The sequence below is a fragment of the Glutamicibacter sp. FBE19 genome (assembly GCF_015524875.1).
GTDB lineage: Bacteria > Actinomycetota > Actinomycetes > Actinomycetales > Micrococcaceae > Glutamicibacter > Glutamicibacter halophytocola.
In genome coordinates this window covers 313,131-338,110 of record NZ_JACKQN010000001.1, presented here as the reverse complement: position 1 = coordinate 338,110, position 24,980 = coordinate 313,131, and the positions used below count along the sequence as shown (strand labels likewise).

Genomic DNA, 24,980 nt, shown 5'->3' with positions numbered 1-24,980 from the left:
CGTGTCACCACTAGCCACCGTGCTGCGCCGGGTCGTTGGACTCGGCGCAGCAGTTCTGCTTTCCTCCTTCGCGGTCTTCCTGGTCCCCTTTGTCTCTCCCGGGGACCCCGTGCGGTCCTTGCTGCGCGCAAGAATGGATTTTGGCGAAGCCGATGAGGCGACGGTCCAGGCCTACGCTGAGCAATTTGGCCTCCACGACCCGATGCTGGTGCAGTTCGGGCGGTGGCTGGGACGGTTCTTCACTGGCGATATGGGCCTGTCGCATATCAGCGGCACCCCGGTGGCAGACCAGGTATTGCCGGCCATCGGCGTCACCCTGTCACTGGCGGGCAGCGCCTTGCTGGCAGCCATCCTTGTATCGATTCTTTTGGGCGTCATTTCAGCCACCCGAGCCGGGCAATGGCCCGACAAGCTGATCACCTCGATCACCCATGCGCTCATCGCCATTCCCGAATACGCGTTGGCCCCATTGCTGGTCCTGCTCTTTGCCGTGCGCTGGGCCTTGCTGCCTTCGGCCGGCTACGACTCCCCCGCCTCCCTGGTGCTCCCGGTCTTCATCTTGGCCTTGCGCCCCATCAGCTTCTTCACCGTCGCTGTGCGCTCCGGAGTGCGCCAGGCGCTGGACTCCGAGCACGTGCTCGCAGCGCGTGCCCGCGGCTTGAGCCGCACCCAGGCATTGGCTCGCCACGTCGTTCCCCACGGCTTGCTGCCGCTGTGGACCATGGTGGGCGTGTGGTTTGCCGGACTGCTGGGCGGCTCAGTCATTGTCGAGGTCATCTTTGCCATTCCTGGCATGGGCCGGCTGATTTTTGATGCCATTACCGACGCGGACATTCCAGTAGCCCAAGGTGGCGTGGTGGTTGTGGTGACCTGCGCAGTGCTGGTCACCGGAATCATTGACCTGATCCACAAGCTCAGTGACCCCAACGTGAGAATCGGAGTTCGACATGGCTAAGAGATCAGCTTCAAGGATTCTTCTCTCCGCTCCTGCGTTCATCTTGCTGGCGGTGGTCATCGTGACCATTGCGGCCCCTTTGATCTCTCCCTATGATCCTGACGCGCAGTCCCTTGCAGACCGTTTGCAAGCACCCAACATGGTTCACCTGCTGGGCACCGACGCCCTGGGCCGCGACACCTTGAGCCGCGTACTGCACGGCGGACAGTTCTCGCTGTCCGTCGCTTTGATCACCACGCTGTTCTCGCTGCTGGTTGGCACCATCTTGGGCTTGCTCAGCGCGTTGCGTGGCGGATGGCTGGACGAGATTTTCTTGCGCGTCAACGACTTGCTGTTGGCCTTGCCTGAAATTGTCATTGCCCTGCTGATCATCGCGGTCATGGGTCCCGGCTTCTTCACCATGGTGCTCTCGGTGGGCGTGGTCGCGTGGACCCCCACCGCACGCTTGGTGCGGTCCATGGCGGCCCAGGTTCTCTCCACCCACCATGTGGAAGCGTCCAAGCACGTCGGGGCTTCGCGCTGGTTCATCTTGCGCCATCACGTCCTGCCCTTTGTGGCCGGTCCGGTGCTGGCCCAGGCTGCCCTGCGCTTCGGATTGCTGCTGGTCTTGCTCGGCTCGCTGTCCTACCTCGGCATCGGCGTCCAGCCGCCGCAGTCCGACTGGGGATCCATGCTGGCCGAGGCCCAGCCCCATGCCATCCGTTCCCCGTGGGGCCTGATCGCTCCGGGAGCTGCCATCTTCCTGGTCAGCTTCTGCGTGACACTGCTGGGCAACCGCATCACCCATGTATTGGGTGGAGACGACGTTCTGGATAGCGAGCCCAAGGCGGAAATCCATGGCTAAAGAACTTGAATTCATTGACCTGTCGGTCAGTTCCGGGCAGAAGCTTTTGCTCTCCAGCGCACGTGGCGCACTGCGTTCTGGCGAATTGGTGGCGGTAGTTGGCCGTTCCGGTTCAGGCAAGACGCTGCTGACCAAAGCGATCATGGGTCTGTTGCCGGAACAGCTGCAAGCCGAGGGGCAGGTCCTGCTCGATGGCCAGCGCCTGGACCAGCTCGGCGACAAGGCCATGGACCAGGTTCGCGGACGGCGCATCAGCATGCTCTTTCAGCAGCCCAAACGGGTCATGAACCCGCGCATGACCATCCGCGCCCACCTGCTCGAAGCCATGGGCGCCCACGGCTGGGGCAAGGCACGGCTGCATGAACCCCGGGTACTCGCATTGCTCGAAGAAGTGGGCCTCTTCCCGGCCGCCCAGGTTGCCGGCAAGCGTCCGGATCAGCTGTCCGGCGGCATGGCGCAGCGGGCCATGCTGGCTATCGCATTGGCCGCTGACCCCGAATTCATCCTGGCCGATGAACCAACCTCTTCGCTGGACTCGATTCTCAAGGCCGAGGTCTTGCAGCTCTTGCGCCGCAAGCAGCAAGAACGCGGGGTTGGCGTCTTGTTCATTACCCATGACATCGCCAGCATCCAGCACATTGCCGATCGCGTGGTGGTGGTCAGTGATGGGCTGATCGTGGACCAATGCCCCACGGCGCAGATTTTCTCCAAGGACCGCCATGCCAAAACCCGCGAGCTGGTTGAAGCGGCGCTTCCGGCACCGCGAGAACCACGCACCGAAACTTCCGGCTGCCTCTTGGAAGCGGTGGAGGCGAGCAAGAACTACACTCGCCGGGCCAAGGGACAAGCCGCGCTGAAGCCAACCAGCTTGTGCCTGCACGGTGGCCAGGTGCTAGGTGTTGTGGGCCGTTCTGGTTCTGGCAAGAGCACCTTTGCCCGACTGCTGGCCGGGTTGGAACAGCCAACCACCGGGCGCATCATCACCGAGCACAACGGTGACGCTGCCACACGCGTTCAGGTGATTGCCCAGGAACCCTATTCGTCCTTTGACCCCAAGCTAGCCATCCGCACCAGCATGAGCGCAGCGGTGCACCGGCTGCCCGTCGAGCAGGCCAGGGAGCGCATGGCTCAGGCCATGTCCCAAGTGGGATTGCCCGAAGGATTGCTGGAGCGCCGGCCGGGCCAGTGCTCGGGCGGCCAGCTGCAGCGCTTGGCGATCGCCCGCGCATTGCTCACGAATCCCCAGGTATTGATCTGTGATGAATCAACCTCTGCTTTGGACTCGGTAGCCCAACGCCACATTCTGGATCTGCTGCTGGAGCTGCGGGACAAGATGGGGCTGAGTCTGGTGGTCATCTCCCATGACATGGACGTGATCCGCTATGCCAGTGATGATGTGGCGGTGTTCTATGAGGGCGAGCTCGTTGAGCATCGTCCGCTCAACGATTTCTTGACTAACGCGGAGCATCAGCACAGCAAGGACCTCGTCGCTGCGCTGGATATCACTGCGGCGGCCACTGCAGCTGGCTAGCTGGCCTGCGCGTAAGATACGCCCAAGTTCTTGTGCCTCTGGCGAGGGTGCTTATAGGTTTGTTGGCTATGACCGACCGTTCAAAGAAGATCTCGTCCTTCATCCGCTCCGCATCCCTGCTTTCCCTGGGTGCGGTCCTATTCGTCTCGGGGTGTTCCGCGCCCGCCCAAGAAGAAGACAATGGCGGCCAAACCGCCCAGAACACCGGCTCGCGCCTGGCCAGCGTCAGCGAGTCCGGCAAGCTCAAGGTCTGCACCACCGGTGATTACCGGCCTTTCACCTACCTTGATCCAGAATCGGGCGAATGGTCTGGAATTGATATCGACATGGCCAAGAACTTGGCGAAGTCACTTGAGGTGGAAGCCGAGTTCATTCAGACCACGTGGAAAGACCTGATGCCGGACTTTACCTCCAAGTGCGACATCGGGGTGGGCGGGGTGTCGATTTCCCTTGAGCGCTCCCAGCAGGCCTATTACAGCGAAGCGACCTTGGATGAGGGCAAGACGCCGATCACCCTGTGTGAAAACGTGGACAAGTACGACACCATCAAGGAAATCAACCAGCCTGGGGTCCGGTCCATTACGCCGATCGGCGGAACCAACGAGAAGTTCGCTGATGCCAACTACCCCAAGGGCGAGATCATCCGTTTTGAAGACAACAACAAGATCTTTGACGAGATCATCGCTGGACGCGCAGACGTCATGACCACTGATGCCTCGGAAACCCGCTGGGTTGCCCATGAGCATCCAGAGCTCTGCGCGGTTCACCCGGACAAGCCGTTCAACTTCTCGCAGAAGGCCTACCTGCTGCCTCTGGGTGATGACGAGTTCCAGGAGTATGTCGACCAGTGGCTGAACATGGCCAAGCACGACGGTACGTTGGATGCTGCTGAGAAGCCTTGGTTTGGATAGGTTCGAAACCAAATGAAGCCGCCGTTTTCTGCTCACAAGATGAGCGGATAACGGCGTCTTCATATGCTTCGGATTAGAGGACTTAAAAGCGGCTGAATCAGGTCACGTGCTCGATCTGGGCCAAGGTCGTGCAATCTCTCGAGTGACGAGTTCGGCTTTCACTTCTCGGTCGACAGTGTGTGTTGCACAAAGCATCAAAAAGAAAGTGATAGTAAGCCAGTTCGTTACTATCACTTTCTGAGAAAGTGATAGTAAGATAATCGTTACTATCACTTTGGAGGGACCCATGGTTGATTCTGATAACCCCTATCCGGGGTTCAGTGTCCCTCCTCTGGGGTACCAGGAGCACTTTTGGAAGCCTTCAAATCCGCAGATCTTCTCCAACGCTGAGGTTCAGCGGCAAACCGGCCCCTACTTGTCTGCGTTGCCTGCCCGCATTGCTGATTGGTCGCCTCAGCCCGAAGCATTGAAGATCCCCGGCCTAGAAGAAGCTCTGCATTCACTCCAGGATTTTGACGTCTATTCGCTTCTGAAACTCGGCAACGACAGCCCTGAACTTGGCCCTATGTCCAGCGTCTTACTCCGAACTGAAAGCTCTTCAAGCAGCCAGATTGAACAGTTGACTGCAACAGCACGTCAACTCGCGCTAGCGGAAATCGACGAAGGCGATAAAGCCAACGCCCGCACAGTTGTCGGTAACGTTCATGCGATGGAATCGGCGCTTGAGCTTGCCCAAGATATCAGCCTCAACAGCATCCTCTCCATGCATCAAAGTTTAATGAAGCAACAAGTTGGCATGGAAGACGAAGCCGGAAAACTCCGGAGCGAACTTGTCTGGATCGGTGGGTCGGATACAGCGGGACCTCGCGGATCTGCCTACATTGCGCCACACCACAGTCTGGTTCAGGACGCATTGGAAGACCTCACTGAATTCATTGCCCGCACCGATCTGCCGGCCATAATCCAATCGGCAATCGCCCATGCGCAATTTGAAACCATCCATCCATTCGTGGACGGCAATGGGCGAACTGGCCGCGCCCTAGTTCACAGCGTGTTGCGCAACCGACGAATTACCCAGTACACCACTGCACCAATTTCCGCTGGAATCTTGCGAGATACAACTGCCTATTTTGATGCCCTAAAAGCCTTCCGCGACGGAAACGCAGCACCAATCATCCATGCCTTCATCAACGCCTCCATTTTTGCGGCAAACACTGGCAAGGACTTGATCGATTCGCTTGCCGCACAGATAGATGATTCGACCGCAAAGTTGGCCGGTTTGCGTTCAAGTTCCGCCGCGTGGAAAATCCTTCCGCGACTAATTTCTCAACCTGTCGTCAACGCCCGGTATCTGAAAAGCCAGCTCAATTTAGGCGATGCCGCAATCCAGCGTGCGCTCGGCCAGCTGACCGAACGGGGCGTGCTCGTTGAAAAATCTGGGCGAAGCAGGAACCGGATCTGGCAGCATGACGGGGTTCTGAAGGTGCTAGACGAATATTCAAAGTCTCTTCGCCGTGTGGCAGGAACGACATAGAGCGGCATCATCTGCTCTTTCCAGTTGAAGTCTTAGTGTCCGCGATGATTTTCATCTTGAACATACGAAAAACTCCCCAAAAGTTGCCCTGACTATTACAGTCCAACTTTTGGGGAGTCATTCAACGGTGGTCTTGCCTAATTCGGATCAGGCAGCTGAAGGACTAGTTCTCCCAGAATGGGTAATCGATGTATCCCTTTGGGCCTTCGGTGTAGAAGGTGGCGAAGTCTGGTTCATTCAGCGGCAGCTCTTCCTTCCAACGGCGGACCAGGTCCGGGTTGGCGATCGCGGGGCGTCCAACAACTATGGCGTCGCCCCAGCCTTCGGCGGCCACGCGCGCGGCTTCTTCATAAGTGGTGATTTCTGCGAAGCCAGTGTTGAGCAGCACCGGTCCGCCGAAGGTCTTGCGCAGCGACTGGATCAGCTCACCGGAAGGTTCATGGTGCAGGATGCTCAAGTTGGCCAGACCAAGTGGGGCGATGCCTTCCAGCAGCGCGGTGTAGGTAGCCAATACATCCGCGCGATCGTTTTCCACAGCGCCCTGGACATTGTGCTCTGGCGAAATGCGCAGTGCGGTCTTGCCGGCACCGATAGCGTGGGCCACAGCGGTAGCTACCTCGATGACAAAGCGTGCGCGGTTTTCAGGGGAACCACCGTAATTGTCGGTGCGGGTGTTAGCCGATGGTGCCAAGAATTCATGCAGCAGATAACCGTTGGCGCCGTGCAATTCCACGCCGTCAAAGCCTGCGGCAATAGCGTTGCGCGAAGCAGCCACGAACTCTTCGATGATTCTTGGAAGTTCTTCGGTGCCCAGCGCGTGGGGAACCGGGTAAGCATGCTTGCCGGTGTAGGTGCGGGACTCGCCCTCAACGGCGATGGCGCTTGGCGCCTCCACAAACTCAGCCCCGGTGGTGTCCGGGTGGGTGACGCGTCCTGCGTGCATGACCTGGGCGACGATGAGTCCGCCTTCGGCGTGCACTGCGTCGGTGACCTTCTTCCACCCGGCAACCTGTTCCTCAGTGACCAGGCCTGGCTGGCGGACGAAGCCCTGGCCGGCAAAGCTCGGGTAGGTTCCTTCGCTGACAATCAGGCCGAGGGAAGCACGCTGGCGGTAGTATTCGACGACGTCAGCATTGGGAACGCCGTCCTTGCCTGAGCGTGAACGGGTCAATGGCGCCATGACCACGCGGTTGGACAGCTTGAGGTCGCCGAGGGCTACTGGGGAAAAAAGATCCATGGGGTTGGACTCCTGAAGTGGAAATTGTAGTTGCATTGCGTAACTACCGTCGCAAACAACTTATTCCACTACAGCGGAGAATATGAGCTGGCTAACGGCACTCAGCGCCTGAATCCGTGAATGCGGAGCTAGCGTGCCCCGCATCCACGACAGGCGGTTGCGCTAGATTGCGGTGTAGCCGCCGTCAACCAGGTGGTAGCTGCCGGTGACGAAGGATGCGGCGTCGCTGGCCAGGAAGGCTACGAGTGCAGCGACTTCCTCTGGCTGGCCCAAGCGGGCAATGGGGTGCTTGGAGACCAGTGCGTCATAGGCGTCTTTTGGCATCTGCTTCAGCAGCGGGGTCTCGATGAATCCGGGAGCCACGCTGTTCACGCGCACCCCGTCAGTGGCATATTCGACGGCGGCGGTCTTGCTCAGGCCCACCACGGCGTGCTTGGTGGACACGTAGGCGGAGCTGCCGGCGAAGCCCACGGAACCGAGGATGGAGGCCATGTTCACGATGGAACCGCCACCGTTCTGGCTCATGGCGTTGGCCTGGGCACGGGTTCCGCGGAAGACGGCATTCAGGTTCACGGAGATGACTTTGTCCCAGTCCTCATCGGTGAGCTCGCCGACCTTGGCAGCGCGTCCGCCGATGCCCGCGTTGTTGACGCCGATCTTCAGTGGAGCCATGGCGTTGGCTGCCTTGATGGTTTCATCAATGATCTCAGAGGAGCTTGCGTCTCCAGCGACAGCTACGGCTTCTCCGCCGGCGGCCTTGATGGTGTCCACGGTGCCCTGGGCAGCTTCGCCGTTCAGGTCCTGGACGACGACTTTGGTTCCGTTGGCGGCCAGGAGAATTGCAATTGCTTGTCCGATACCTGATCCAGCGCCGGTAACTACTGCCGAACGATCTGCCACATCATACTGAGCCATGATGCACTCACTTTCTGTTTCGAGATGGTCACGGGATTTCCGTTGGCCTCTTACCTTGGACGCTACTCCGATCCACCCCGAAAGTCGATGACGTGTCAATCAAACCCCTGTCTGCTTCGTCACCATTGATGCATTTGACCCACCCTTTAGTGTCCTCCCCTGGGAAAAATGCTCGATGCGAAGAGCCGGTGAACCAGGCCAACCAGATCAACCAGCACCAGGATTATCCTTCTGTCCGCGGCCGCTTCAGGTACAACGACGCGGCGTTGCCCCAGAAGATCTCCGGGACCAGCTGCGGATCAATGGCTTGGGAAACCCGCAGGAAGTCCTCGGCCTCGAATGGACGGCGGGCCCTGGTGGAGGGAAGGTCTGTTCCCACCATCAATGCGCGGGGGTTGGTGGCCACGATCTCCTGCACGACCCGTATCGGATCCATGGTGATCCGGCCGAAGCCGGTCGCTTTGACATAGGCCCCATCCTCGACAAGTCGAAGCAGGTGGGGCAGACCCTCCTCATGCATCCCCAGATGGTCAATGCTCAGCTCGGGAAGCCCCTTGAGCTTGGGATGCAAGTCAGCGAGGTCACGGGAGTCAACGTACAGTTCGGTGTGCCAGCCCGCCACCTCGTAGACCTTGCGCGCCAGCGAATCCATGGCCTCCAGGGATTCCGATCCGCCGCGAAACAAGTTGAATCGCACTGCGCGCACGCCGGCCTGGTCCAAGCGCAGAATGTCCTCTTCGCTGGTGGACAGCGGGATCTGCGTAACACCCACATAATTGGGGCCAAGCTCCTGAAGCGCCGCAATCAGGTAATCCTGGTCGAAGCCCTGGAAGGACCCAGAGACCACCGCGCCTCCGCTGACCGGAAGCCCGCCGAGGCGCTGCTGGTAATCTCGCGCAGTGAACTCGGCAGGCAGGAATCCATTGTTCTCGATGAGTGGATATCCCGGATCAATGATGTGCAAATGAGCATCAAATATTTGTTGTGGCATGGCAGATGTTTCGTTCAAGGGTTGTCATTTCCAGTCTGAAGAGTGGCGCGGAAGCCATGGAGCGTGGCTTCCGCGATTGGCGTGCTGGCTAGCTGTCCGAGTTGTCCTCGTAGTAGGCAGTGCCAGAGAGCAATTTACGTGCGGTCCTGACGATGCTCACGGATTTGACGATGGGCGCCGCCCCGGCGTCTTGGACCTCGGCGCTCACCTCAATCGTCCCCTTGGGGTGCTTGATCCGCAGGGCGCCGCGCTCCTTGCCCGGGACCAGGCCATGCACAAGCGTCCCGGCAATGTCGGCTGCCGCCGCCATGCACAGCGAAACCGTCACCGGCAGCGCATGGTGGAACTTCCCCATGGATACGGCAAGGGCGAGGATGTCCGCGCCTGGTTCATCACTGGGTTGCAGGAGCACGATATTGGGAATGGTCGACGACTCGGCGGCAGCGCGTTCAGCACTCTCGGCCGTCCCCAGGCGCACTGCGCAGGTTCCCCTCAGCCGCTCGATCGCAGCCAGCAAATCGGGCTGCCGGTTGAGCGCATTCGTGTTCACGGAATGAAGATCCAGTCCGAAGCCGCTTGATTCGGCAAAGACCACGGGGTGGGTCACATCCAGGATGGACACTTGGTACGCCACATCTCCAACGGCGATTCGATCGGCGCGAGCGCCGGTGGGCAGGGCCTTCCCGAGCACCCCTCCGGCGGGATCCAGATACTTTGTGTGGATTGGCGCCCCTGTTCCGGGAACCCCAGAAACCGCGACATCTCCGCGCACCTGCGCATGTCCTTGCCGCACCTTCACGATGGACTCGATGACGATGCCGGTATTCAGATTCTTCATGCGAATCGTGGCCTCGCCATCGGCAACGTCGATGATCTTGTTCTCGATGGCAAATGGCGCCACGGCGGTTGTCAGGTTGCCGCAGTTTCCCGAGGCATCGACAACCGCTTGGTCCACGCCGATTTGCGCGAACCAATAGCCGAGATCCACGCCGGGTTCACTGCTGGGGACCACCACCATGACCTTGCTGGTGCTTGAATGGGTACCTCCCAGCCCGTCGATTTGCATCGGGTTTGGAGAGCCCATCAGCGACAGCAGTATCCGGTCACGCAAGGCACCGGCTGGAGGCAGGTACTGTTCCTCGATGAACACGCCCTTGCTTGTCCCTCCGCGCATGATCGTCACTGGAACGCTGCGCTGGATCTCCAATGGATCTTCGTGCCACTCATCGGCAGACATTCGCCCCTCCTGGGATATCGGTGATTGGCCACTGCGGGCCGCGGGTTGCGCGTCCTGTTGCATCCCGTGGCCCCATGGCTATTTCTAGGCTTGGCCGTGCGGCTGACGCCAGGCGATGGCCTCGATCTCGACGGGCGAGTCTTGGGGAAGGGCCCGAACCTCGACAATGGTCCGCGTCGGCATTGGCGAGGCAAAAGTCGCAAGATAGGCTTCGTTCATGGCGTCGCGCAATGAAATGTCGGTGACGAATACGGTGGTTTTCACCACGTCGGCCAGGCTCATTCCCTGTCCTGCCAGACGCTGGCCCAGCACGTCGAGTATTCTCTGCGGAGCGGTGGCCACATCGCGGTCAATCGACCCGTCCTCCTTATATGGCAGGACACCGGAAACGTACGCCGTTCCTTCGCCGGCAAATCGAATTTCAGAGTATGGGTGTTGTGCAGTCTGGTACATCAATGCATCACTTTCGTAGTAGATATCTTGCGTTGTGCTTATTCTGTTGTCCCGTTGCGCGAGGACAGCAGGCCCAATGTCGGAGCCAGGAGTTCGCGGATGGGCGCCAATGCCTCCTCCATGGCCTCCTGGGACCAGCGGTTGTCGGGACCTGAGATCGTCAGGGCGCCGAGGAGTTCATGCGTTCCGTAGACCGGCAATGAGATGGTGCCAACCCCGCGGGTGCGCAGCCCGAGCCCGATAATGTGCCCTTCTTGCTGGATCCGAAGAATATCCGCGCGCATCGCCGTGGGATCCTGTCCCGAGGCAGCGGCGATTTCGAGGTAGTTCTCGATCTCCTCCTCGGGAAGCCCCGAAAGGAGGACCCTTCCGGTTTCCCCTGCGTAGACAGGAAGCGTCTGCCCTACCTTGATGACCCGGCGGATGTCATGTGTTCCTTCAACGACGTCAACACAGATTCGCTGGCTTCCGCTGCGAACGTGGAAAGACACCGTTTCGCCGTAGGCGGCGACGATTTCTTCCATGGCCGGACGCACCGCGCGGCCAATGTTGTTGCGGCTGGCCGTCAAGACGCTGATGGAGAGGAACGCAGGGCCGACGGTATACCCGCCCTGCCGTGGATCCCGGCTGACAAAGCCGGCATGTTCCAGCGAGCGAACCAGGCGGTAGGCCACGCTTCGATTGATTCCAATGCGATCGGCGAGAACTTCCAGAAGCACCGCCGTGTCGGACAGGACAATCTGGCGCAGGACTTCGATCGCACGATCCGCGGTCTGCGATCCACCTGGGCTTGGTTCCATCATTGTGCTCTCCCGCCAAATAACAACATCTGCAGCTGGCCCATCAACTCTCAAATAATGGGAGTCGATTCTCTTTTTTAGGCAGCATCACCATAATCATCATCACTTCCCGAGTCAAGCACTTGGGTGGAAGTTGCCGCTGATTGGCAATGATGAAAATTAATATTGCAAGAGGTTGACGACTGCGTGTGATGGGGCTAACTTTTGATTGCCGAAAATTGACAGTCGGCTTTCGAATATAGAAACAAGTGTCATTTGTCGTAGTTCAGTGGCGCGCTATCCACCATCAGAATTCGGGAGAAAACGAATGGAAATCGACTTCACCCCCTTGCCAGCTGGAACGCTGGTGCTTGTCTGCCTCGGAGCCATTGCCTTGCTGCTCTTCCTGATTCTCGTTGCCAAGTGGCATGCGCTGGTCTCCCTGGTCACCGTCAGCATTGCCACGGCCTTCGCCACCGGCATTCCCACGGCCTCGATCCTGGACGTGCTGCTGGGCGGATTCGGCAATACTCTGGGCGAGATCGGGCTGCTCATTGCCTTTGGCGTGATGTTCGCGCGCCTCATAGAATCCAGCGGCGGCTCCTCGGTCCTCTCCGAAGCCCTGATAGGCAAGCTGGGCGAAAAACGTGCCCCGCTGGCACTGGGAATTGCTTCTCTGCTCTTTGGAATCACCATCTTCTTCGACGCGGCCTTCATGGTGATGCTGCCGTTGTACCTGGCCGTTGCCCGCCGCCTGCAGGGAAGCCTTCTGCTCTACGTCTTGCCTGGAACCGCAGCGCTGTCGGTGATGCACATGACGATGCCGCCCCACCCAGGCATCGTCACCGCCGGCACCTTGCTCGGTGCGGACATCGGACTGGTCATGCTCTTCGGGCTCGTCGTCGCGCTTCCGTCATGGTTCCTGGTAGGACACTTGATGGGTTCTTGGATGGGCCGCCAAATGGTTCTGCCCATCCCGGACATCCTGTTTGGCGGACCACGCGTCGAGTCATCCTCGACCAGCAGCGATGACGCCGCACCGGAGGGCAACGGCTCTTCCGGCTCCCCCATCCTGGTCGAAACCGTCAAGCAGAAGAATGCCAGCAAGGTCAATCCACCGAGTGTCGGCACGCTCCTCGCGCTGATTTTCCTCCCCCTGGTGCTGATCCTGCTCAACACGGGAACCACCATGATGGTGAAGACCGGCACCGCCAGCAAGGAGCTCCTCTGGGTTCAGCTCTTCCAATTCGCCGGAGCCATTCCCGTCGCCTTGCTGATCACTGTCATCACCGCCAGCTACGTATTGGGCACCCGCCGCGGCCGCGGCAAGGCAGCCATTGAAGACATGCTGGAGAATTCGCTCAAGCCCATCGCTTCAGTACTTGTTGTTGTTGGCGCAGGTGGAATGTTTGCTGAGGTGCTCACCGCCAGCGGCATCGGAGATGCCTTGGCTGGAACCCTGAACGCTTCGGGCCTGCCCCTTCCGGTCGCGCTGTTCCTGGTCTGCGCCATCATGAGCGCCGCGGTCGGAAGCACCACCATTGCCATTACCACCGGTGCCGGCCTGCTCGGCACCACGATCGCGGCCGCGGGGCTTGACCCCATACAGATGGCGGCACTCGTGCTGGTCATGGCTGGAGGGTCCGGGGTTCTTCCGCACGTCAATGACACGGGCTTCTGGTTGATTGGGCGCCTGCTGAACATGTCTGTCACCCAGACCTTCAAGACATGGACGGTCCTGAAGACCCTGCTGGGTGTTGCCGTGGCCATCTTTGCAACGCTGCTCTACGCCGCTGCCGGCGTCTTGTCCTAGCAATCCCAGGATCGCTGGTCAGCGACGGGATTGAAGCGCATGCACCCGGTCAGTCATTCTTTCCATGAAACGTGCGTCATGAGTGGAAAGAATGACTGCTCCGCCGCCTTCCAGCACCTCGGTTATGGCTTCTTGGAGTATTGCCTCTCCAGCCTCATCCAAGGCTTCCGTCGGTTCGTCAAGAAGCAGGATCTGCGGCTCGCGCACCAGCACGGTCGCCAGGGCAACAAGCCTGCGGGCGGAAGCTGGCAGTTCGTAGGGATGGGTATCGCTGTAGGGCGCGAGGCCAAGCTTCGCGAGGATCTGCGGAACCCGCTCAAGCTGGAGGCTCTTCTTGGGAAGGCCAAAAGATACTTCGCGAAGCACTGTGCGCTCAAAGAGCTGGTCAGCGGAATTCTGCAGCAAGAGGCCTACGCGCCCCGAAGCCTCCAGCGCCCCGGACACCGGGGTTAGCAAACCAGCAATGGACTTGAGCACAGTGGTTTTTCCGGAACCATTCGCGCCGGCTAGTCCAAGGCATTCCCCTGAACGCACGTGAAGATCCAGATGCTGGACTGCAGCGTGGGCTGAACCTGGATAGGCCAGCTCCACGGAGTCCATGCATAGCAATACGTCCGGATTTTCAGCCGATCGCTGGGGGCGCTGGATGGATTTTTCGCTCTGGTTGCCTGGCTCTGCAGCTGAAGCCGGTTGCAGCGTTCCGTTCTCCAGCAACCAAAGTTCATCTGCATCCTGCGCCCAAAATCGTGTTGATCCGGAAAGGATCACCAGAGCAGTTCCTTGAGCGCGCAACGCAGTGATCATTTCCATGACCAAGACGGTGGCCTGGCGATCCAGCCCTGCCAATGGTTCATCGAGGACCACGACATCCGGCTCGCTGATGGCCAGCGCAGCCATCGCGACTAGCCTCTCCTGGCCACCTGAAAGCTTCTCGGGATGGCGCTCCAGCAATTTCCCCAAGTGAAGCCGGTGGGCCAGCTCTGCAACCCGCTGATGCATCTGTTCCCGGGGAACACCAGCGTTTTCCAAAGAGAAAGCCAGCTCTTCGGCTACTGTGCCGCGGATTCCTGAGAGGTAATGCCCTGCGTCCTGGGGCAAGAAACCAATATGTTTCGCCCACTCAGCCACATCAACACGAAGAGTGGACTTGGCAGAAAACTCTATGCGCGTTCCGCCCACAGCCACGCTTCCCTCGAGGTGATCCATCGAGTGGCGTGGAAGCAAGCCTGCAAGAATAGCACCCAGCGTCGATTTCCCCGAGCCCGAATGCCCCGTGATAATCGTCAGGGATCCAGGCTGAATCTCCAGTTGGATATTCCGCAGGACAACGTCATGGGAATCGAGGTAAGAGAAGCGGTCAAGGTCAAGGCCAAGAATGGTGGTGGGCTGCCCTGGGAGTTTTCTTTTCATGGCTGCTAGCCCCTGTTCCCAATGAAAGTCAAAATCAGTATCGGCCCCAGAACTGCGCAGACCAAGGCAGCCCACCGGATGCCGCGCTGTACCGAAGAGTCCGGAACCGTTCGCAAACGGGTACGGGCACCAGTTGCCGGGAACCCTCGTGCTGCCAAATGAACGGCACGATCTTGAGCATCCTGCATCGACGCCAGCACCAGCGGAACCGCGCGCAGGCGAATGCGCTGGAACCACCCTGCCAGGCCTGTTCCGGTGCCCATGTTGCGCAGGGTTTGCGCTTCGCCAATCTGGCGTTGCTTCTCAGCCATCTGCGGTAGCAAAAACAATGTCGCCGCCAACAAATATCCCAGCTGCGGCGGAACTGGCGAGAGGTCAATGGCAGCCACCAGGTGATGCTTGTCGATGAGCAATCCGCAGAGCAGGCCAACAACGACAAGAACTGCCGTCCTCAGGCCCAGCGACAACGCCACTTCCAGACCATGAATGGTCACTCGCAGCGGACCCCACTGCGCAATGGCAGGAGACTGGTCCCGGGAGATCAGCCCATGAATCAACAGCAACGAAAGGAATGTTGGCAGCAGCATGGCACCACTGAGAACTGCCAATTTTTTCAGGTGCCCCGCCCATCCCGCGATGAGCAGGCACAGTGCCATGACGGCGCAGCTCAACCACCATAGGCTGGCAGCAGTCGTCATGGTGATAACTGCTACCGCAATAGCCAGAATGGTGAATGGGTGAAGTTTGATGGTGCGGGGCATGGTTGTCGCTTACTTGCTGACGCGCTTTCCCAAGACCCGGTAGCGACGGACAAAGGCGAAGCTCCCGCTCAAGCGCTTTGGCAGCGCGTACACCAGAAGGGCTGCGACCAGGAAGACCACTGCCTTATCCCCTGGATCCGAAATCAATGCCTGCTTGGTGACAGCAGAGAGCAGCGAGTCACCCATGGAGCTAAAGGCAGCAACCAATGCGCCGGTACCCACGCCCGAGGTACCGCCGTAAACGAAGGTCGCTACCGGGGAGGAAACCACGCCAACGAGAACACCGGCAACAAGACCAGCAACTGGCGCCAGGTAGATGCGACGCAGTGCACCGAAACGCGCAGCGGTTCCTGCAAGGAAACCGACAAGTGCGGCACCGGCTGCGAAAGGCAGAACGGTGGGTGCGAACAGCGACCAGACCAAGGTGCTCAGTACACCGGTGGCGGCACCGGCACGACGTCCTGCCAGGAAGCCGACAATGACCGTACCGATGGAGTCGATGTAGAGAGGAATCATTACCGAGCCGACAAACTGTCCAAGAATGATGTTCAAAGCCAGTGCTACTGGAATCAAAGTCAAGGTGGAGACAGGAAGATCAGGCAATACAGCCAGCAACAGAAGAACAGCGGCTGCAAGGTAGGCAGCGAAGGTACCGAGGGCAACGCCCTGTCCCAGTCCCTCGACGATTCCCATGGGCTGGGTGATGATCAAGGTCAGGTACGTTGCCACGAGGATAACGGTTCCTGCGATAGCCAAGAGCCGGCGGCGTAGAGTTTGCGACGAAGATTCGTCGGACAAAAGAAGATTTGATGACATGATGAATCAGTCCTGGGGTACGAGAATGACTGCGCACCAAGGAGCTGGCTGGCGCGCGCGAGTTGCGGGTCTATGTCACCTCGACCCGGTAGATGATTCTAGCTCACTCGTCTTGGCGCCTAGGAATCCTTGTCTAGTTCTCGGGCCAGCGCACCGAGGCGTTTAACCAGTTCTTCAAATCCTGCTTTTGGATCGTTTCGGGAGACCACATGGGCATTTGCCGGTTTGCCCCAGAGCCCCCTGAAATCCGCCACGGTAGTTCCAAATAGTAATTGTGATTCTGTCTCGACATCGATGGTGGCGGGACGAGTTTCATATTCCAGGGTGCCCGCTGCGACGCCGGCCGCGAAGTAGTCATGGACGTGAGCGATGTAGCCCTGGTCGTAGTGCCGGTGGAATTCAAAGTAGAACCGCAAGGCATCAGAAAGGTAGCGCACCAGCGGGTTGGATGCTTTGCTGAGCGTGCCTTCGGCATCGCTGGCTTGGACCAACTCTGGTTCTTCGCATCCTGCTTCTTCAGCCAGCTTCGTCAGGAACTCCGGCTGCATTTCGAAGCGTTCAGTGGTGTCCAGCGAACAGACGATGGGAAGCTTCTCGGATTCAAGGCCTTGTTCAGCCGCTGCGGTATAGGCCGCAAATACTTCCTTGGCCGCGTGCGGGTCTACATGCGTGTTCCACTCTGCCGTTGGGGTGGTGTTGCCTTGGTAGTAGAAGGCACCGCCCATGATGACTACTTTGCGCAGCAGCCAGGGCAGCTTTGGTTCGCGGCGCAGCGCTAGCGCGAAGTTGGTCAGTGGCGCAGTCAAAAGAACAATAAGCTCACCGGGGTTGGCGCGGGCCGCTTCGATCCAATAATCGACAGCGTCAATGTCATCACTGGAACTGGGCCCAGGATCAGGCAACGTCGCATAACCAACACCTTGAGGGCCATGGGTTTCCGGGGTCGTTACCAAAGGAATTTCTAACGGTTCACGGGCACCGATGAGCACCGGAACATCAGACTTACCGCAAAGTTTAAGAAGTGCACGATTGTTCGCGGCGACTTGCTCGACATCAACATTGCCTGGGGTGCTGGTGACTGCTTCGATCTGCACATGATCGAGGCAGCAGAGATATGCCAAGGCCAAGGCATCATCGATGCCGGTATCGCAATCAATGAGCAAGGATATTTGATTCACGACGTTCCCTTTCAAAGACCGACCCTTCGTCACTTACGTTCCATGTGGCGGACCGGACACGCACATCCGGAAGTCCCAGTTTCCACGTCAAAATCAGATAACTTCTCGACAATCACCGCTACCGCGGTTCGCCCTCAGTTGCATGTTGCTGCCACGCGAACTTCCTCATTGGTCAAAACTGCTAAGGAACCTAGCACAGCTGGTTCGGTTACTCGTCTATAGGTTGATCGCCAACTCAAATTATTTGCCCGAAGGCGAATGGACAGAGCATTGGAAGAGCGCTTCCGCTTTCTTCCGGCAGCATCTCCCAGAAAATATCATGACGCCACCCGGCCCAAAAAGTAATTACTTGCTTACCATTGCCTGCCGAGCCTGCACAACCGAGTTCGCCGCTGCGATGTAACGATAATTCCATGTTCGGACAAAAGAACAGAACATGAATATGGCAATAGATAATCCCACTAATAACAAAATAGACATGAGTCCAGCGGTTTCCTCGAACATCGGAAATCTTGTGTCAACCTCGCCTACTTCGCCCGCTTGGATCATAATTGAAATAAAATTCAGGTGTAACGTCAAATAGGTAGTCAAAGCAATAATTACAGACGAAATGACCGTGACCATGAGCGCAGGGGCAACAAACTGCGTTGGTTTTCGAATCTCATTAGCTGCGACCAGTTCATCGTTAGAATTCACGGGGACAATAGGGTTTCCACTTCGCGCCAGATAGTCATTAACTTTTTCCATCTGGTATTCCCAAAGAATTTTCATTCCGAGGCCTCGTTTTCATTTGATAGGAATGTTTCTGCTCCAGCAAAAAACGCACGCTTACTGTCTACTTAAATCTATTACCCTTTAATCATGGTGCGAACAAGAATTCTTCCGCTTCAGGTAAGATCTGCATTCGGACTCAGATAGTCAAACAGCGCACTGTCTATGGCCTCTTCAAAATGCAGGTCCATAGTAACTACGTTCAGCTGCACATTGTCCTTATCAGGCATTTGTGTCTGTTCAGCGTTTCGTGAGTCAGCGTGGCCGAGATAAAAGAACTCGGTGCCTTCGGCATCGTCTTTCTTCACAAAAACATGAAGGTCTACTTCGTTATTGACTATGTGTCGAACTTCATCGCTGCGCAACGTACGGCGTGACCTCGTGAACCACCGCAAATGCGATGGGTCAACTAATTCATCTTGGTACGCCGTACTGGCAGAAACGTCATCGGATTTATGGAGAGTCACGAATATCGGGCAGGTTTTAGATTCCATGTCGACTTTGTAGCCATAAAGAGTTGAAGTCCACTTTCTCGGTACTCCGAGCAGCCTCGTGACTTCTTTGCGAGAGTACTGTCCTCCGACGATAAACGGGTGTCCTCCAATGTACCGATCGTTGACCAGCGCCATTCCAGTTTGGAGCAGATCATCAACTTCCTCAGTAAAGGATCCGTGCGTACGGTACGCGTGGATGAAACCACGATCAGCAGAAATGGTCTCGTTCGCCATAGTGGCCAGCCGAGTGCCGTACCGTGTTTGGTCCACTTGCGCGTGGTTAGCAAGATTGAGAGTTTCAACCGCACTGAGCATTTGACGTTCGGTAGGCTCCACACCCTGATCGCGCAGAGCTACCTCGAACTCACCAAACGTAATTGACTCTTGAGAAAGCAGCTCTCGAACTAAGATAAATTCGTGGATCCGCTTCGACGTCAGTACTTCGTGCGACAGCAACGATAGGGCACGCAGCTCGTCCGTGCTGAGATCGTGATCGATCCTGAGCAGGCTCTTCACGAGCGTCGGGTAGTTCTCCTTCTTCGTTGCAAGCAGAACTGGGTCGACTGATTCGAAGCGATAGAAGTCGAAAAGTCGCGGAACTTGCCCAACACGGTTCTGCATGGCTTGCATCGATCCTCGCAGCTTTTGAATGCTGTCTAGTGCTGTTGTCCTGATCGAATCAAGAACGCGCTGCTGGGCAATCTTGTCGAATCGAATACTCGATAGGCCAGCCATCACACCTGCTTGTTCGGTTGCTATCAGTTTTTCCTTCAAGGACTCCTTATTCAAGGATTCATCGCCGAACAATGCAATTGGAATCATGTAGTTATTCGCATAGTTGCCAATGAAGTCAATAACAACCAGGTAATCCTTCATTGGCGCCTTGCGAAGTCCACGCCCAAGCTGCTGGACAAAGACAATCGCTGATTGCGTTTGCCTCAACATCACGACTTGATTCACGGTTGGGATGTCGACACCTTCGTTGAAGATATCCACCGTGAGGATGTAATCGAGATCGCCCGCTTCAAGCTGGGAAACAACTTGCTCGCGCCGCTCAATCGAGTCATCACCACTGAGGCTTAGAGTTCGGAGCGTTTTTCCGCGAAGTTTCTGCTGATTCAGGGCGGCAGACAAGGCATTAGCTTCGTCTTTCCTGGAGCAGAAAATCAACCCTTTAGGCGCGGCACCGGCCTGTCCATACTTGGTTAATGCATCGACCACATGATGTACACGATCCGCGGTCACGAGGTGGGATAGATCTTCGGAACTATCGCGGACCGATTCATCATCAAGGGTCACGTCCGCGATTCCGTAATAGTGGAATGGACTGAGCATGTTCTCTTCTAATGCATGGTTCAGCCGAATCTCGTACGGAACGTTGTAATCGAAGAACTCAAATACGTTGAACCCGTCGCTACGTTCTGGAGTCGCTGTCAGCCCGAGCAAGAACTTCGGTTGCAGATAGGCCAAGACCTTCTTATACGTCGGCGAGCCGACCCGGTGGGCCTCGTCGACAATCACATAGTCAAAGGTGTCTGACTCAATCGACTGCAGCACTGCATCTTGAGACAGGGTCTGAACTGTCGCGAACACATACTTTCGATCGCTCTGCTTCGAGATACCAGCCAGCTTGCCAAACTGGTCTGCATCCCCACCGATGACTCGTCGGTATTCTTTAATCGTCTTGTCTAAGATCTGTTCGCGGTGAACAACAAACAAGAATCGTTCTGGGTGGGCAGCTCGTACCTCAAGCGCCGACAGTATTGTCTTGCCTGTACCTGTAGCCGAAATGACAATGGCCTTCGATTCGCCGCTGAGGCGCACCTTCTCCAATGCCTTGAGCGCTTCAGACTGCATCTTGTTGGGCAGAATCGGCATGAGCTGATCTGCCCAGTTGATGTCACCGCCAAAGCCGCTGGATTCGGAAAGCCTTGCAGCAACTTCATCGATAAGCTGTTCGTCCGCTTGCTCGAGTTTTTTGGCAATTTCGATCTTCTTGCGCGGTGGAGGCGGCGTGTACTGCGCTGCATAAAGATCGATCCATTCCTGGCTCAGCGATTGAGACTCAGTGAGCTGGCTACCAGCGAGGTCAGCGAGCTGCCCAGCCAAGTCGCTGTCGTTCGCCGCGGTCACCCTTAGATTCCACTCATGGTTTTTGACGATGGCATTGCCCGTAAGGTTTGAACTACCGATCATCGCTGTGACCACGTCAGCCGACTTAAAAATGTAGCCCTTGGGGTGGAACGCATCAGCGCTATGAATTCGGACGTCAATGCCAAGGTTTTCCAGGTTCAGCAACTCGCTGAAGGCAGACGGCGAATTGAACCCCAGGTAGTCCGAGGTGATGATTGTGCCGCGGCCAGAAAACTCCACGAGCTCTTGCTTGAGCATTGCGATTGCATTTGGTGTCACGAAGGCGACAGAGAAAATGAATTCGTCGCATCGCGCTAACTCTTCACGCAGTATACGCAGAACCGTATTGCCGTCCGCGTTGAGGACTACACGTGGATGATGGTGGCGACGAGACTGTTTCTTGCCGTCCAAAAAACCATAGGTGACATCACCGGAAAGCCCACCGGTGAATGAGATATCCGTGCTGGACGACATCATGCCGCCTTGATGAGCTCGACAGCGGGGATATCGGCAGGAGCCCATTCCAATGCGTCCAGCTCGCTGCGCTTCAGCCACTTTGTAGCTTCATGCTCCGTCAGTTGCGGCTCCCCTTCAACTAATTCGCAATAGAAGGTCGTCAGAGTCACGATGCCGAAATCATATTCATAAGTCGTGCTTGTAACTTCGTCGGTTACCGTCACGGTGCAGAGTAGCTCTTCTTGGATTTCACGTTCGAGTGCCTGGCGAGGACTTTCTCCGGGTTCGATTTTGCCGCCTGGGAACTCCCACATGCCACCGAGGCTGCCGCCAAACCCGCGCTGCGCGCAAAGAATCTCATCGTTTCGAACGATTACGGCCCCGACAACGTTGATCTGCTTCTTCAACCCAATTCCCCACTGACGTCTACATTAATCGACTACTACCGTTACCAGTGATCTTATCTGCCAACATGGACACTTTGCAGACTGACGGATAAATCAGTGCAGTAGAGCCGAAGGTAATACGAATGCCATAGCTGGTTGGCACCGATAAACGGAAAAGACCACGCTTCGTCCTAGTTGAAAACGAAGCGTGGCCTCTACCGAATGATCGTAAGTTTTACCCTTCGACGCGCTGCACCTTGCCGACCAGGAATACGTAGGAAAGGATTCCGACCGCAGCAATGACCGTCATGTAGATGAAGGCTGGACCAAAGTCGGTTGCCGAGACCAGCAGGCCAATCACGATTGGCGTCGCAATCGAGGAGAGGTTGCCGATGAAGTTGAACATGCCACCGGTCAAGCCAATCAAGTGCGATGGCGCCAGCGCGGACACCAGGGACCAGGTAATCGAGGCCAGGCCATTGCCGAAGAAGGCAATGGACATGAAGGTGATAACCAGCGCGGTGCTGTCCGTGAAGATTGCGCCAATCATGCTCATGGAAAGCAAGAGCCCGGTGATGATTGGCAGCTTGCGCGAGGTGCCAAGGCTGGCGCCGCGCTTCAGCATGAGATCAGAGAGCACTCCGCTGATCAGCACACCGGCCAAGGCCGCGATGAATGGCAGCGACGTCAAGAATCCGGTCTTGATGTAGTCCATGTGGCGGTAGGTCACCAAATAGGTTGGGAACCAGGTCAGGAAGAACCACAACGTGGATGTCAGACAGAACTGGCCGATGTAGATGCCCCACAGCTTTCGCCGCCCCAGAACCAACGCGAAGTCAGCCTTGTTCAGCTTGGGTGCTGCCGACTTGGCCTTAGTGCTGCCCAGGTCGACCAATCCACCGCCCTCGCGGATGTACTGGACTTCGGCGGCATTCGCTTTTTTGGAATCCACCGGGTTGCGGTAGAGGACAAACCAGATCAGGCCCCAGATGACACCCACGGCGCCGGTGACTACAAAGACCCAATGCCAGGTCAATGCGTGCTGCAGCCACAGTAGAACTGGAGTCAGAAGCGCGAGGCCAATGAACTGGCCCGAGGTGTAGAAGCCAATGGCGGTGGCGCGTTCACGCTCGGGGAACCACGCGGTGACCACCTTGTTGTTGATGGGGTACGCAGGGGCTTCAAAACCGCCCACTGCCAAGCGCAGGACAATCAGGGCTACGAAGCTTCCGGCCATGCCCATGAAGATGGTCGCGACGGACCAGAGCACCAGGCAAATGGGGTACAAAAGCCGGGGCTGCACTCGGTCTACCAGCCATCCGCCGGGAAGCTGCATGGCAGCGTAGGTCCAGCCAAAAGCGGAGAGCAGCAAACCCTGCTGTGCAGTATCGAGTCCGAATTCCTCGGAAATCAATGGTGCTGCGACCGAAAGGTTTGAACGATCCATGTAGTTGATGACTACGGTAAGGAACAACATGAAGGCTACGGCGTAGCGCATCTTTGTGGCTTTGCCAGAGCCCTTGTGTGTGGCAGTTGACGACACTGTCGACTGAGACATTCGATTTACCATTCTGCGAAGGATCCGTCCTTGTGACGCCAAATAGGGTTGCGCCAGCGATGACCTTCAGCTGCGCGATCAATGACGTACTCTTCATTCACGTCAATGCCCAGGCCCGGTCCCTCGGGGATGGCGACCATGCCATCCTCATAGGCGAAGACCGACGGCTCATTGACGTAGTCAAGGAGATCGTTGGATTTGTTGTAATGAATTCCCAGGGATTGTTCCTGGATGAAGGCGTTGTAGGCACCGGCATCGATCTGCAGGTTCGCTGCCAGGGCGATGGGGCCCAAAGGGCAGTGCAAGGCAACCGCCACGTCGTAGGCTTCAGCCATGGCCGCGATCTTGCGTGCCTCGGTGATGCCGCCACAGTGCGAAGGATCCGGCTGGATGATGTCCACCGCTCCGCTGGCCAGGACATCCTTGAAGTCCCAGCGCGAGAACAGGCGCTCTCCCAAGGCGATGGGCGTGCTGGAATTGCGCAATGGCTCCAGCATCGAGTTCACGTTCTCGCTGAGCACCGGTTCCTCAATGAACATCAGCTTGAAGGGTTCCAGCTCCTTGAGCAGGACCTTGGCCATTGGCTTGTGGACGCGGCCGTGGAAGTCGACGCCGATTCCCACGTTGTCGCCTACTGCGTCCCGGACCGCCTGAACATTCTCCAAGCAACCCTGCACCTTGTCCCAGGTGTCGATGTACTGGAGTTCTTCGGTGCCGTTCATCTTCACCGCGGTGAAGCCGCGATCAACGGCGTCCTTTGCGGCGGCCGCGGTATCCGAGGGACGGTCTCCGCCAATCCAGGAATACACGCGGATCTTGTCGCGGACCTTGCCGCCAAGCAGCTCATAGGCCGGAACTCCCAGGGCCTTGCCCTTGATGTCCCAGAGGGCCTGGTCGATGCCGGCCAGCGCGCTCATCATGATGCCGCCACCGCGGTAGAAACCGCCGCGGTACATGACGGTCCACAGGTCTTCGATGTTCCGCGGGTCCTGGCCGATGAGGTAATCCGAGAGCTCTTCAACTGCTGCGGCCACCGTGGAGGCGCGGCCTTCGAGCACTGGCTCGCCCCAGCCGGTGACTCCCTCGTCGGTCTCGATCTTCAGAAACAGCCAGCGAGGTGGCACCATGTACGTGGTCAGTTTTGTGATTTTCATGCAGACTTCCTCATCTCATGGATCATTTGGTAGGCATGGACAAGCTTGTCTGCCCTTTTGCTCAGGTCTTGAAGGCTTCGTCCGGACTTGTAGAGGGACGAGCCAATACCGAAACCGGTGGCTCCGGCGTCTACCCACTGCGCCATGTTTTCCTCACTGATTCCCCCGACGGGGATCAGGCCGATATCGGCAGGAAGCACAGCGGTCCAGGCTTTGAATCCTGCGAGCCCCACTTGCTCGGCAGGGAAGATCTTGACGTTTTTTGCTCCGGCTTCGATGGCGTCGAAGGCGTTGCTCGGTGTGGCGGCTCCCGGGAAGGAGTCCATGCCCAGGGCCACCGTTTCCCGGATGACATTCACGTTGGTGTTCGGCGAGACGATGATCTGGGATCCAGCCCCATGGCATGCGCGGACTTGTTCCACGGTCAGCACAGTGCCAGCGCCGACTACCGCGTCCTCGGGCAGCACGCTGCGCAGAATTTCGATGCTCTTTAGCGGTTGCGGGGAATTCAGCGGCACTTCCAGCGAGCGGAAGCCGCTGGCATAGAGCGCTTCGCCCACCGCTTGGGCTTCTGCTGGCTGAAGACCTCGCAAAATGGCAACTAGTCCCGCAGTCTTCAAAGCTGTTGCAGGTTCATTCACGGCAAAACCTTTCCTTATTTAC

22 protein-coding genes are annotated in these 24,980 nt (G+C 57.6%); 6 read left to right on the top strand and 16 right to left on the bottom strand.

All coding sequences use genetic code 11. The annotated features are described in order from the left end of the window. The first annotated feature begins 1 nt into the window (after position 1). From H6F58_RS01480 to H6F58_RS01460, 5 genes are all read left to right on the top strand, one after another. On the top strand, positions 2–955 hold the full coding sequence (locus H6F58_RS01480; RefSeq protein WP_146276672.1) for an ABC transporter permease: 954 nt from the start codon (positions 2–4) through the stop codon (positions 953–955). Continuing rightward, on the top strand, positions 948–1,799 hold the full coding sequence (locus tag H6F58_RS01475; RefSeq protein WP_195180934.1) for an ABC transporter permease: 852 nt from the start codon (positions 948–950) through the stop codon (positions 1,797–1,799). The genes H6F58_RS01480 and H6F58_RS01475 overlap by 8 nt, the downstream gene beginning before the upstream one ends. Then, complete coding sequence (locus tag H6F58_RS01470) at positions 1,792–3,330, top strand: ABC transporter ATP-binding protein (RefSeq protein WP_195180933.1); 1,539 nt, start codon at positions 1,792–1,794, stop codon at positions 3,328–3,330. The genes H6F58_RS01475 and H6F58_RS01470 overlap by 8 nt, the downstream gene beginning before the upstream one ends. Positions 3,331–3,398: 68 nt before the next feature. Next, entirely contained in the window at positions 3,399–4,241 is an 843-nt protein-coding gene (locus H6F58_RS01465; RefSeq protein WP_195180932.1) for a transporter substrate-binding domain-containing protein, read from the top strand. A 286-nt stretch (positions 4,242–4,527) separates the two neighbouring features. Beyond that, on the top strand, positions 4,528–5,775 hold the full coding sequence (locus tag H6F58_RS01460; RefSeq protein WP_195180931.1) for a Fic family protein: 1,248 nt from the start codon (positions 4,528–4,530) through the stop codon (positions 5,773–5,775). A gap of 163 nt (positions 5,776–5,938) precedes the next feature. Here H6F58_RS01460 and H6F58_RS01455 read toward each other — a convergent pair whose 3' ends face one another. From H6F58_RS01455 to H6F58_RS01430, 6 genes are all read right to left on the bottom strand, one after another. After that, positions 5,939–7,012, bottom strand: coding sequence for an alkene reductase (locus tag H6F58_RS01455; protein WP_195180930.1), 1,074 nt, complete (start codon positions 7,010–7,012; stop codon positions 5,939–5,941). 162 nt (positions 7,013–7,174) lie between these two features. After that, the gene (locus tag H6F58_RS01450) at positions 7,175–7,927 is read right to left on the bottom strand and encodes a glucose 1-dehydrogenase (RefSeq protein ID WP_195180929.1); all 753 of its coding nucleotides are present in this window, start codon (positions 7,925–7,927) and stop codon (positions 7,175–7,177) included. A gap of 223 nt (positions 7,928–8,150) precedes the next feature. Next, complete coding sequence (locus H6F58_RS01445) at positions 8,151–8,918, bottom strand: amidohydrolase family protein (RefSeq protein WP_195180928.1); 768 nt, start codon at positions 8,916–8,918, stop codon at positions 8,151–8,153. An 88-nt stretch (positions 8,919–9,006) separates the two neighbouring features. Continuing rightward, on the bottom strand, positions 9,007–10,155 hold the full coding sequence (locus H6F58_RS01440; RefSeq protein WP_195180927.1) for a PrpF domain-containing protein: 1,149 nt from the start codon (positions 10,153–10,155) through the stop codon (positions 9,007–9,009). Positions 10,156–10,239: 84 nt separating this feature from the next. Beyond that, positions 10,240–10,608 (bottom strand): RidA family protein, encoded by a 369-nt coding sequence (locus H6F58_RS01435; protein WP_195180926.1) that lies wholly within the window; start codon positions 10,606–10,608, stop codon positions 10,240–10,242. 38 nt (positions 10,609–10,646) lie between these two features. Then, positions 10,647–11,411, bottom strand: coding sequence for an IclR family transcriptional regulator (locus tag H6F58_RS01430; protein ID WP_195180925.1), 765 nt, complete (start codon positions 11,409–11,411; stop codon positions 10,647–10,649). A 304-nt stretch (positions 11,412–11,715) separates the two neighbouring features. On the opposite strand from H6F58_RS01430, the gene H6F58_RS01425 reads away from it, so the two are divergent. Continuing rightward, a complete protein-coding gene (locus H6F58_RS01425; RefSeq protein ID WP_195180924.1) occupies positions 11,716–13,200 on the top strand; it encodes a gluconate:H+ symporter in 1,485 nt (494 codons plus the stop codon). An 18-nt stretch (positions 13,201–13,218) separates the two neighbouring features. Here the strand turns inward: H6F58_RS01425 and H6F58_RS01420 are convergent, their stop codons facing one another. The 10 genes from H6F58_RS01420 to H6F58_RS01375 all read right to left on the bottom strand — a co-directional run bounded on the left by H6F58_RS01420 (position 13,219) and on the right by H6F58_RS01375 (position 24,958). Continuing rightward, positions 13,219–14,610, bottom strand: coding sequence for an ATP-binding cassette domain-containing protein (locus H6F58_RS01420; RefSeq protein WP_195180923.1), 1,392 nt, complete (start codon positions 14,608–14,610; stop codon positions 13,219–13,221). 5 nt (positions 14,611–14,615) lie between these two features. Then, positions 14,616–15,371 (bottom strand): energy-coupling factor transporter transmembrane component T, encoded by a 756-nt coding sequence (locus H6F58_RS01415; RefSeq protein ID WP_195180922.1) that lies wholly within the window; start codon positions 15,369–15,371, stop codon positions 14,616–14,618. Positions 15,372–15,380: 9 nt separating this feature from the next. After that, positions 15,381–16,187, bottom strand: a complete 807-nt coding sequence (locus tag H6F58_RS01410) for an ECF transporter S component (protein ID WP_195180921.1) — start codon at positions 16,185–16,187, stop codon at positions 15,381–15,383. A gap of 119 nt (positions 16,188–16,306) precedes the next feature. Further along, positions 16,307–17,356 (bottom strand): nucleoside hydrolase, encoded by a 1,050-nt coding sequence (locus tag H6F58_RS01405; protein WP_195181116.1) that lies wholly within the window; start codon positions 17,354–17,356, stop codon positions 16,307–16,309. Between the two features lie 354 nt (positions 17,357–17,710). After that, complete coding sequence (locus H6F58_RS01400; protein WP_206693380.1) at positions 17,711–18,136, bottom strand: hypothetical protein; 426 nt, start codon at positions 18,134–18,136, stop codon at positions 17,711–17,713. 116 nt (positions 18,137–18,252) lie between these two features. Continuing rightward, a complete protein-coding gene (locus H6F58_RS01395) occupies positions 18,253–21,240 on the bottom strand; it encodes a DEAD/DEAH box helicase (RefSeq protein WP_195180919.1) in 2,988 nt (995 codons plus the stop codon). Next, complete coding sequence (locus H6F58_RS01390) at positions 21,237–21,626, bottom strand: (deoxy)nucleoside triphosphate pyrophosphohydrolase (protein WP_060702880.1); 390 nt, start codon at positions 21,624–21,626, stop codon at positions 21,237–21,239. The genes H6F58_RS01395 and H6F58_RS01390 overlap by 4 nt, the downstream gene beginning before the upstream one ends. A 214-nt stretch (positions 21,627–21,840) precedes the next feature. Beyond that, positions 21,841–23,163 (bottom strand): MFS transporter, encoded by a 1,323-nt coding sequence (locus H6F58_RS01385; RefSeq protein WP_195180918.1) that lies wholly within the window; start codon positions 23,161–23,163, stop codon positions 21,841–21,843. Positions 23,164–23,168: 5 nt separating this feature from the next. Beyond that, a complete protein-coding gene (gene dgoD, locus H6F58_RS01380; protein WP_195180917.1) occupies positions 23,169–24,317 on the bottom strand; it encodes a galactonate dehydratase in 1,149 nt (382 codons plus the stop codon). Then, positions 24,314–24,958, bottom strand: a complete 645-nt coding sequence (locus H6F58_RS01375; protein ID WP_195180916.1) for a 2-dehydro-3-deoxy-6-phosphogalactonate aldolase — start codon at positions 24,956–24,958, stop codon at positions 24,314–24,316. The genes dgoD and H6F58_RS01375 overlap by 4 nt, the downstream gene beginning before the upstream one ends. Between the last annotated feature and the right edge of the window lie 22 nt (positions 24,959–24,980).

Bases quoted from the DNA above. Each gene is read 5' to 3' on its own strand.
- H6F58_RS01435 (WP_195180926.1), bottom strand. From the start codon at position 10,608: ATGTACCAGACTGCACAACACCCATACTCTGAAATTCGATTTGCCGGC.
- H6F58_RS01445 (WP_195180928.1), bottom strand. From the start codon at position 8,918: ATGCCACAACAAATATTTGATGCTCATTTGCACATCATTGATCCGGGA.
- H6F58_RS01430 (WP_195180925.1), bottom strand. From the start codon at position 11,411: ATGATGGAACCAAGCCCAGGTGGATCGCAGACCGCGGATCGTGCGATC.
- H6F58_RS01475 (WP_195180934.1), top strand. From the start codon at position 948: ATGGCTAAGAGATCAGCTTCAAGGATTCTTCTCTCCGCTCCTGCGTTC.
- H6F58_RS01450 (WP_195180929.1), bottom strand. From the start codon at position 7,927: ATGGCTCAGTATGATGTGGCAGATCGTTCGGCAGTAGTTACCGGCGCT.
- H6F58_RS01385 (WP_195180918.1), bottom strand. From the start codon at position 23,163: ATGTCTCAGTCGACAGTGTCGTCAACTGCCACACACAAGGGCTCTGGC.
- H6F58_RS01410 (WP_195180921.1), bottom strand. From the start codon at position 16,187: ATGTCATCAAATCTTCTTTTGTCCGACGAATCTTCGTCGCAAACTCTA.
- H6F58_RS01465 (WP_195180932.1), top strand. From the start codon at position 3,399: ATGACCGACCGTTCAAAGAAGATCTCGTCCTTCATCCGCTCCGCATCC.
- H6F58_RS01415 (WP_195180922.1), bottom strand. From the start codon at position 15,371: ATGCCCCGCACCATCAAACTTCACCCATTCACCATTCTGGCTATTGCG.
- H6F58_RS01420 (WP_195180923.1), bottom strand. From the start codon at position 14,610: ATGAAAAGAAAACTCCCAGGGCAGCCCACCACCATTCTTGGCCTTGAC.
- H6F58_RS01470 (WP_195180933.1), top strand. From the start codon at position 1,792: ATGGCTAAAGAACTTGAATTCATTGACCTGTCGGTCAGTTCCGGGCAG.
- H6F58_RS01455 (WP_195180930.1), bottom strand. From the start codon at position 7,012: ATGGATCTTTTTTCCCCAGTAGCCCTCGGCGACCTCAAGCTGTCCAAC.
- H6F58_RS01440 (WP_195180927.1), bottom strand. From the start codon at position 10,155: ATGTCTGCCGATGAGTGGCACGAAGATCCATTGGAGATCCAGCGCAGC.
- H6F58_RS01425 (WP_195180924.1), top strand. From the start codon at position 11,716: ATGGAAATCGACTTCACCCCCTTGCCAGCTGGAACGCTGGTGCTTGTC.
- H6F58_RS01400 (WP_206693380.1), bottom strand. From the start codon at position 18,136: ATGAAAATTCTTTGGGAATACCAGATGGAAAAAGTTAATGACTATCTG.
- H6F58_RS01460 (WP_195180931.1), top strand. From the start codon at position 4,528: ATGGTTGATTCTGATAACCCCTATCCGGGGTTCAGTGTCCCTCCTCTG.
- H6F58_RS01395 (WP_195180919.1), bottom strand. From the start codon at position 21,240: ATGATGTCGTCCAGCACGGATATCTCATTCACCGGTGGGCTTTCCGGT.
- dgoD (WP_195180917.1), bottom strand. From the start codon at position 24,317: ATGAAAATCACAAAACTGACCACGTACATGGTGCCACCTCGCTGGCTG.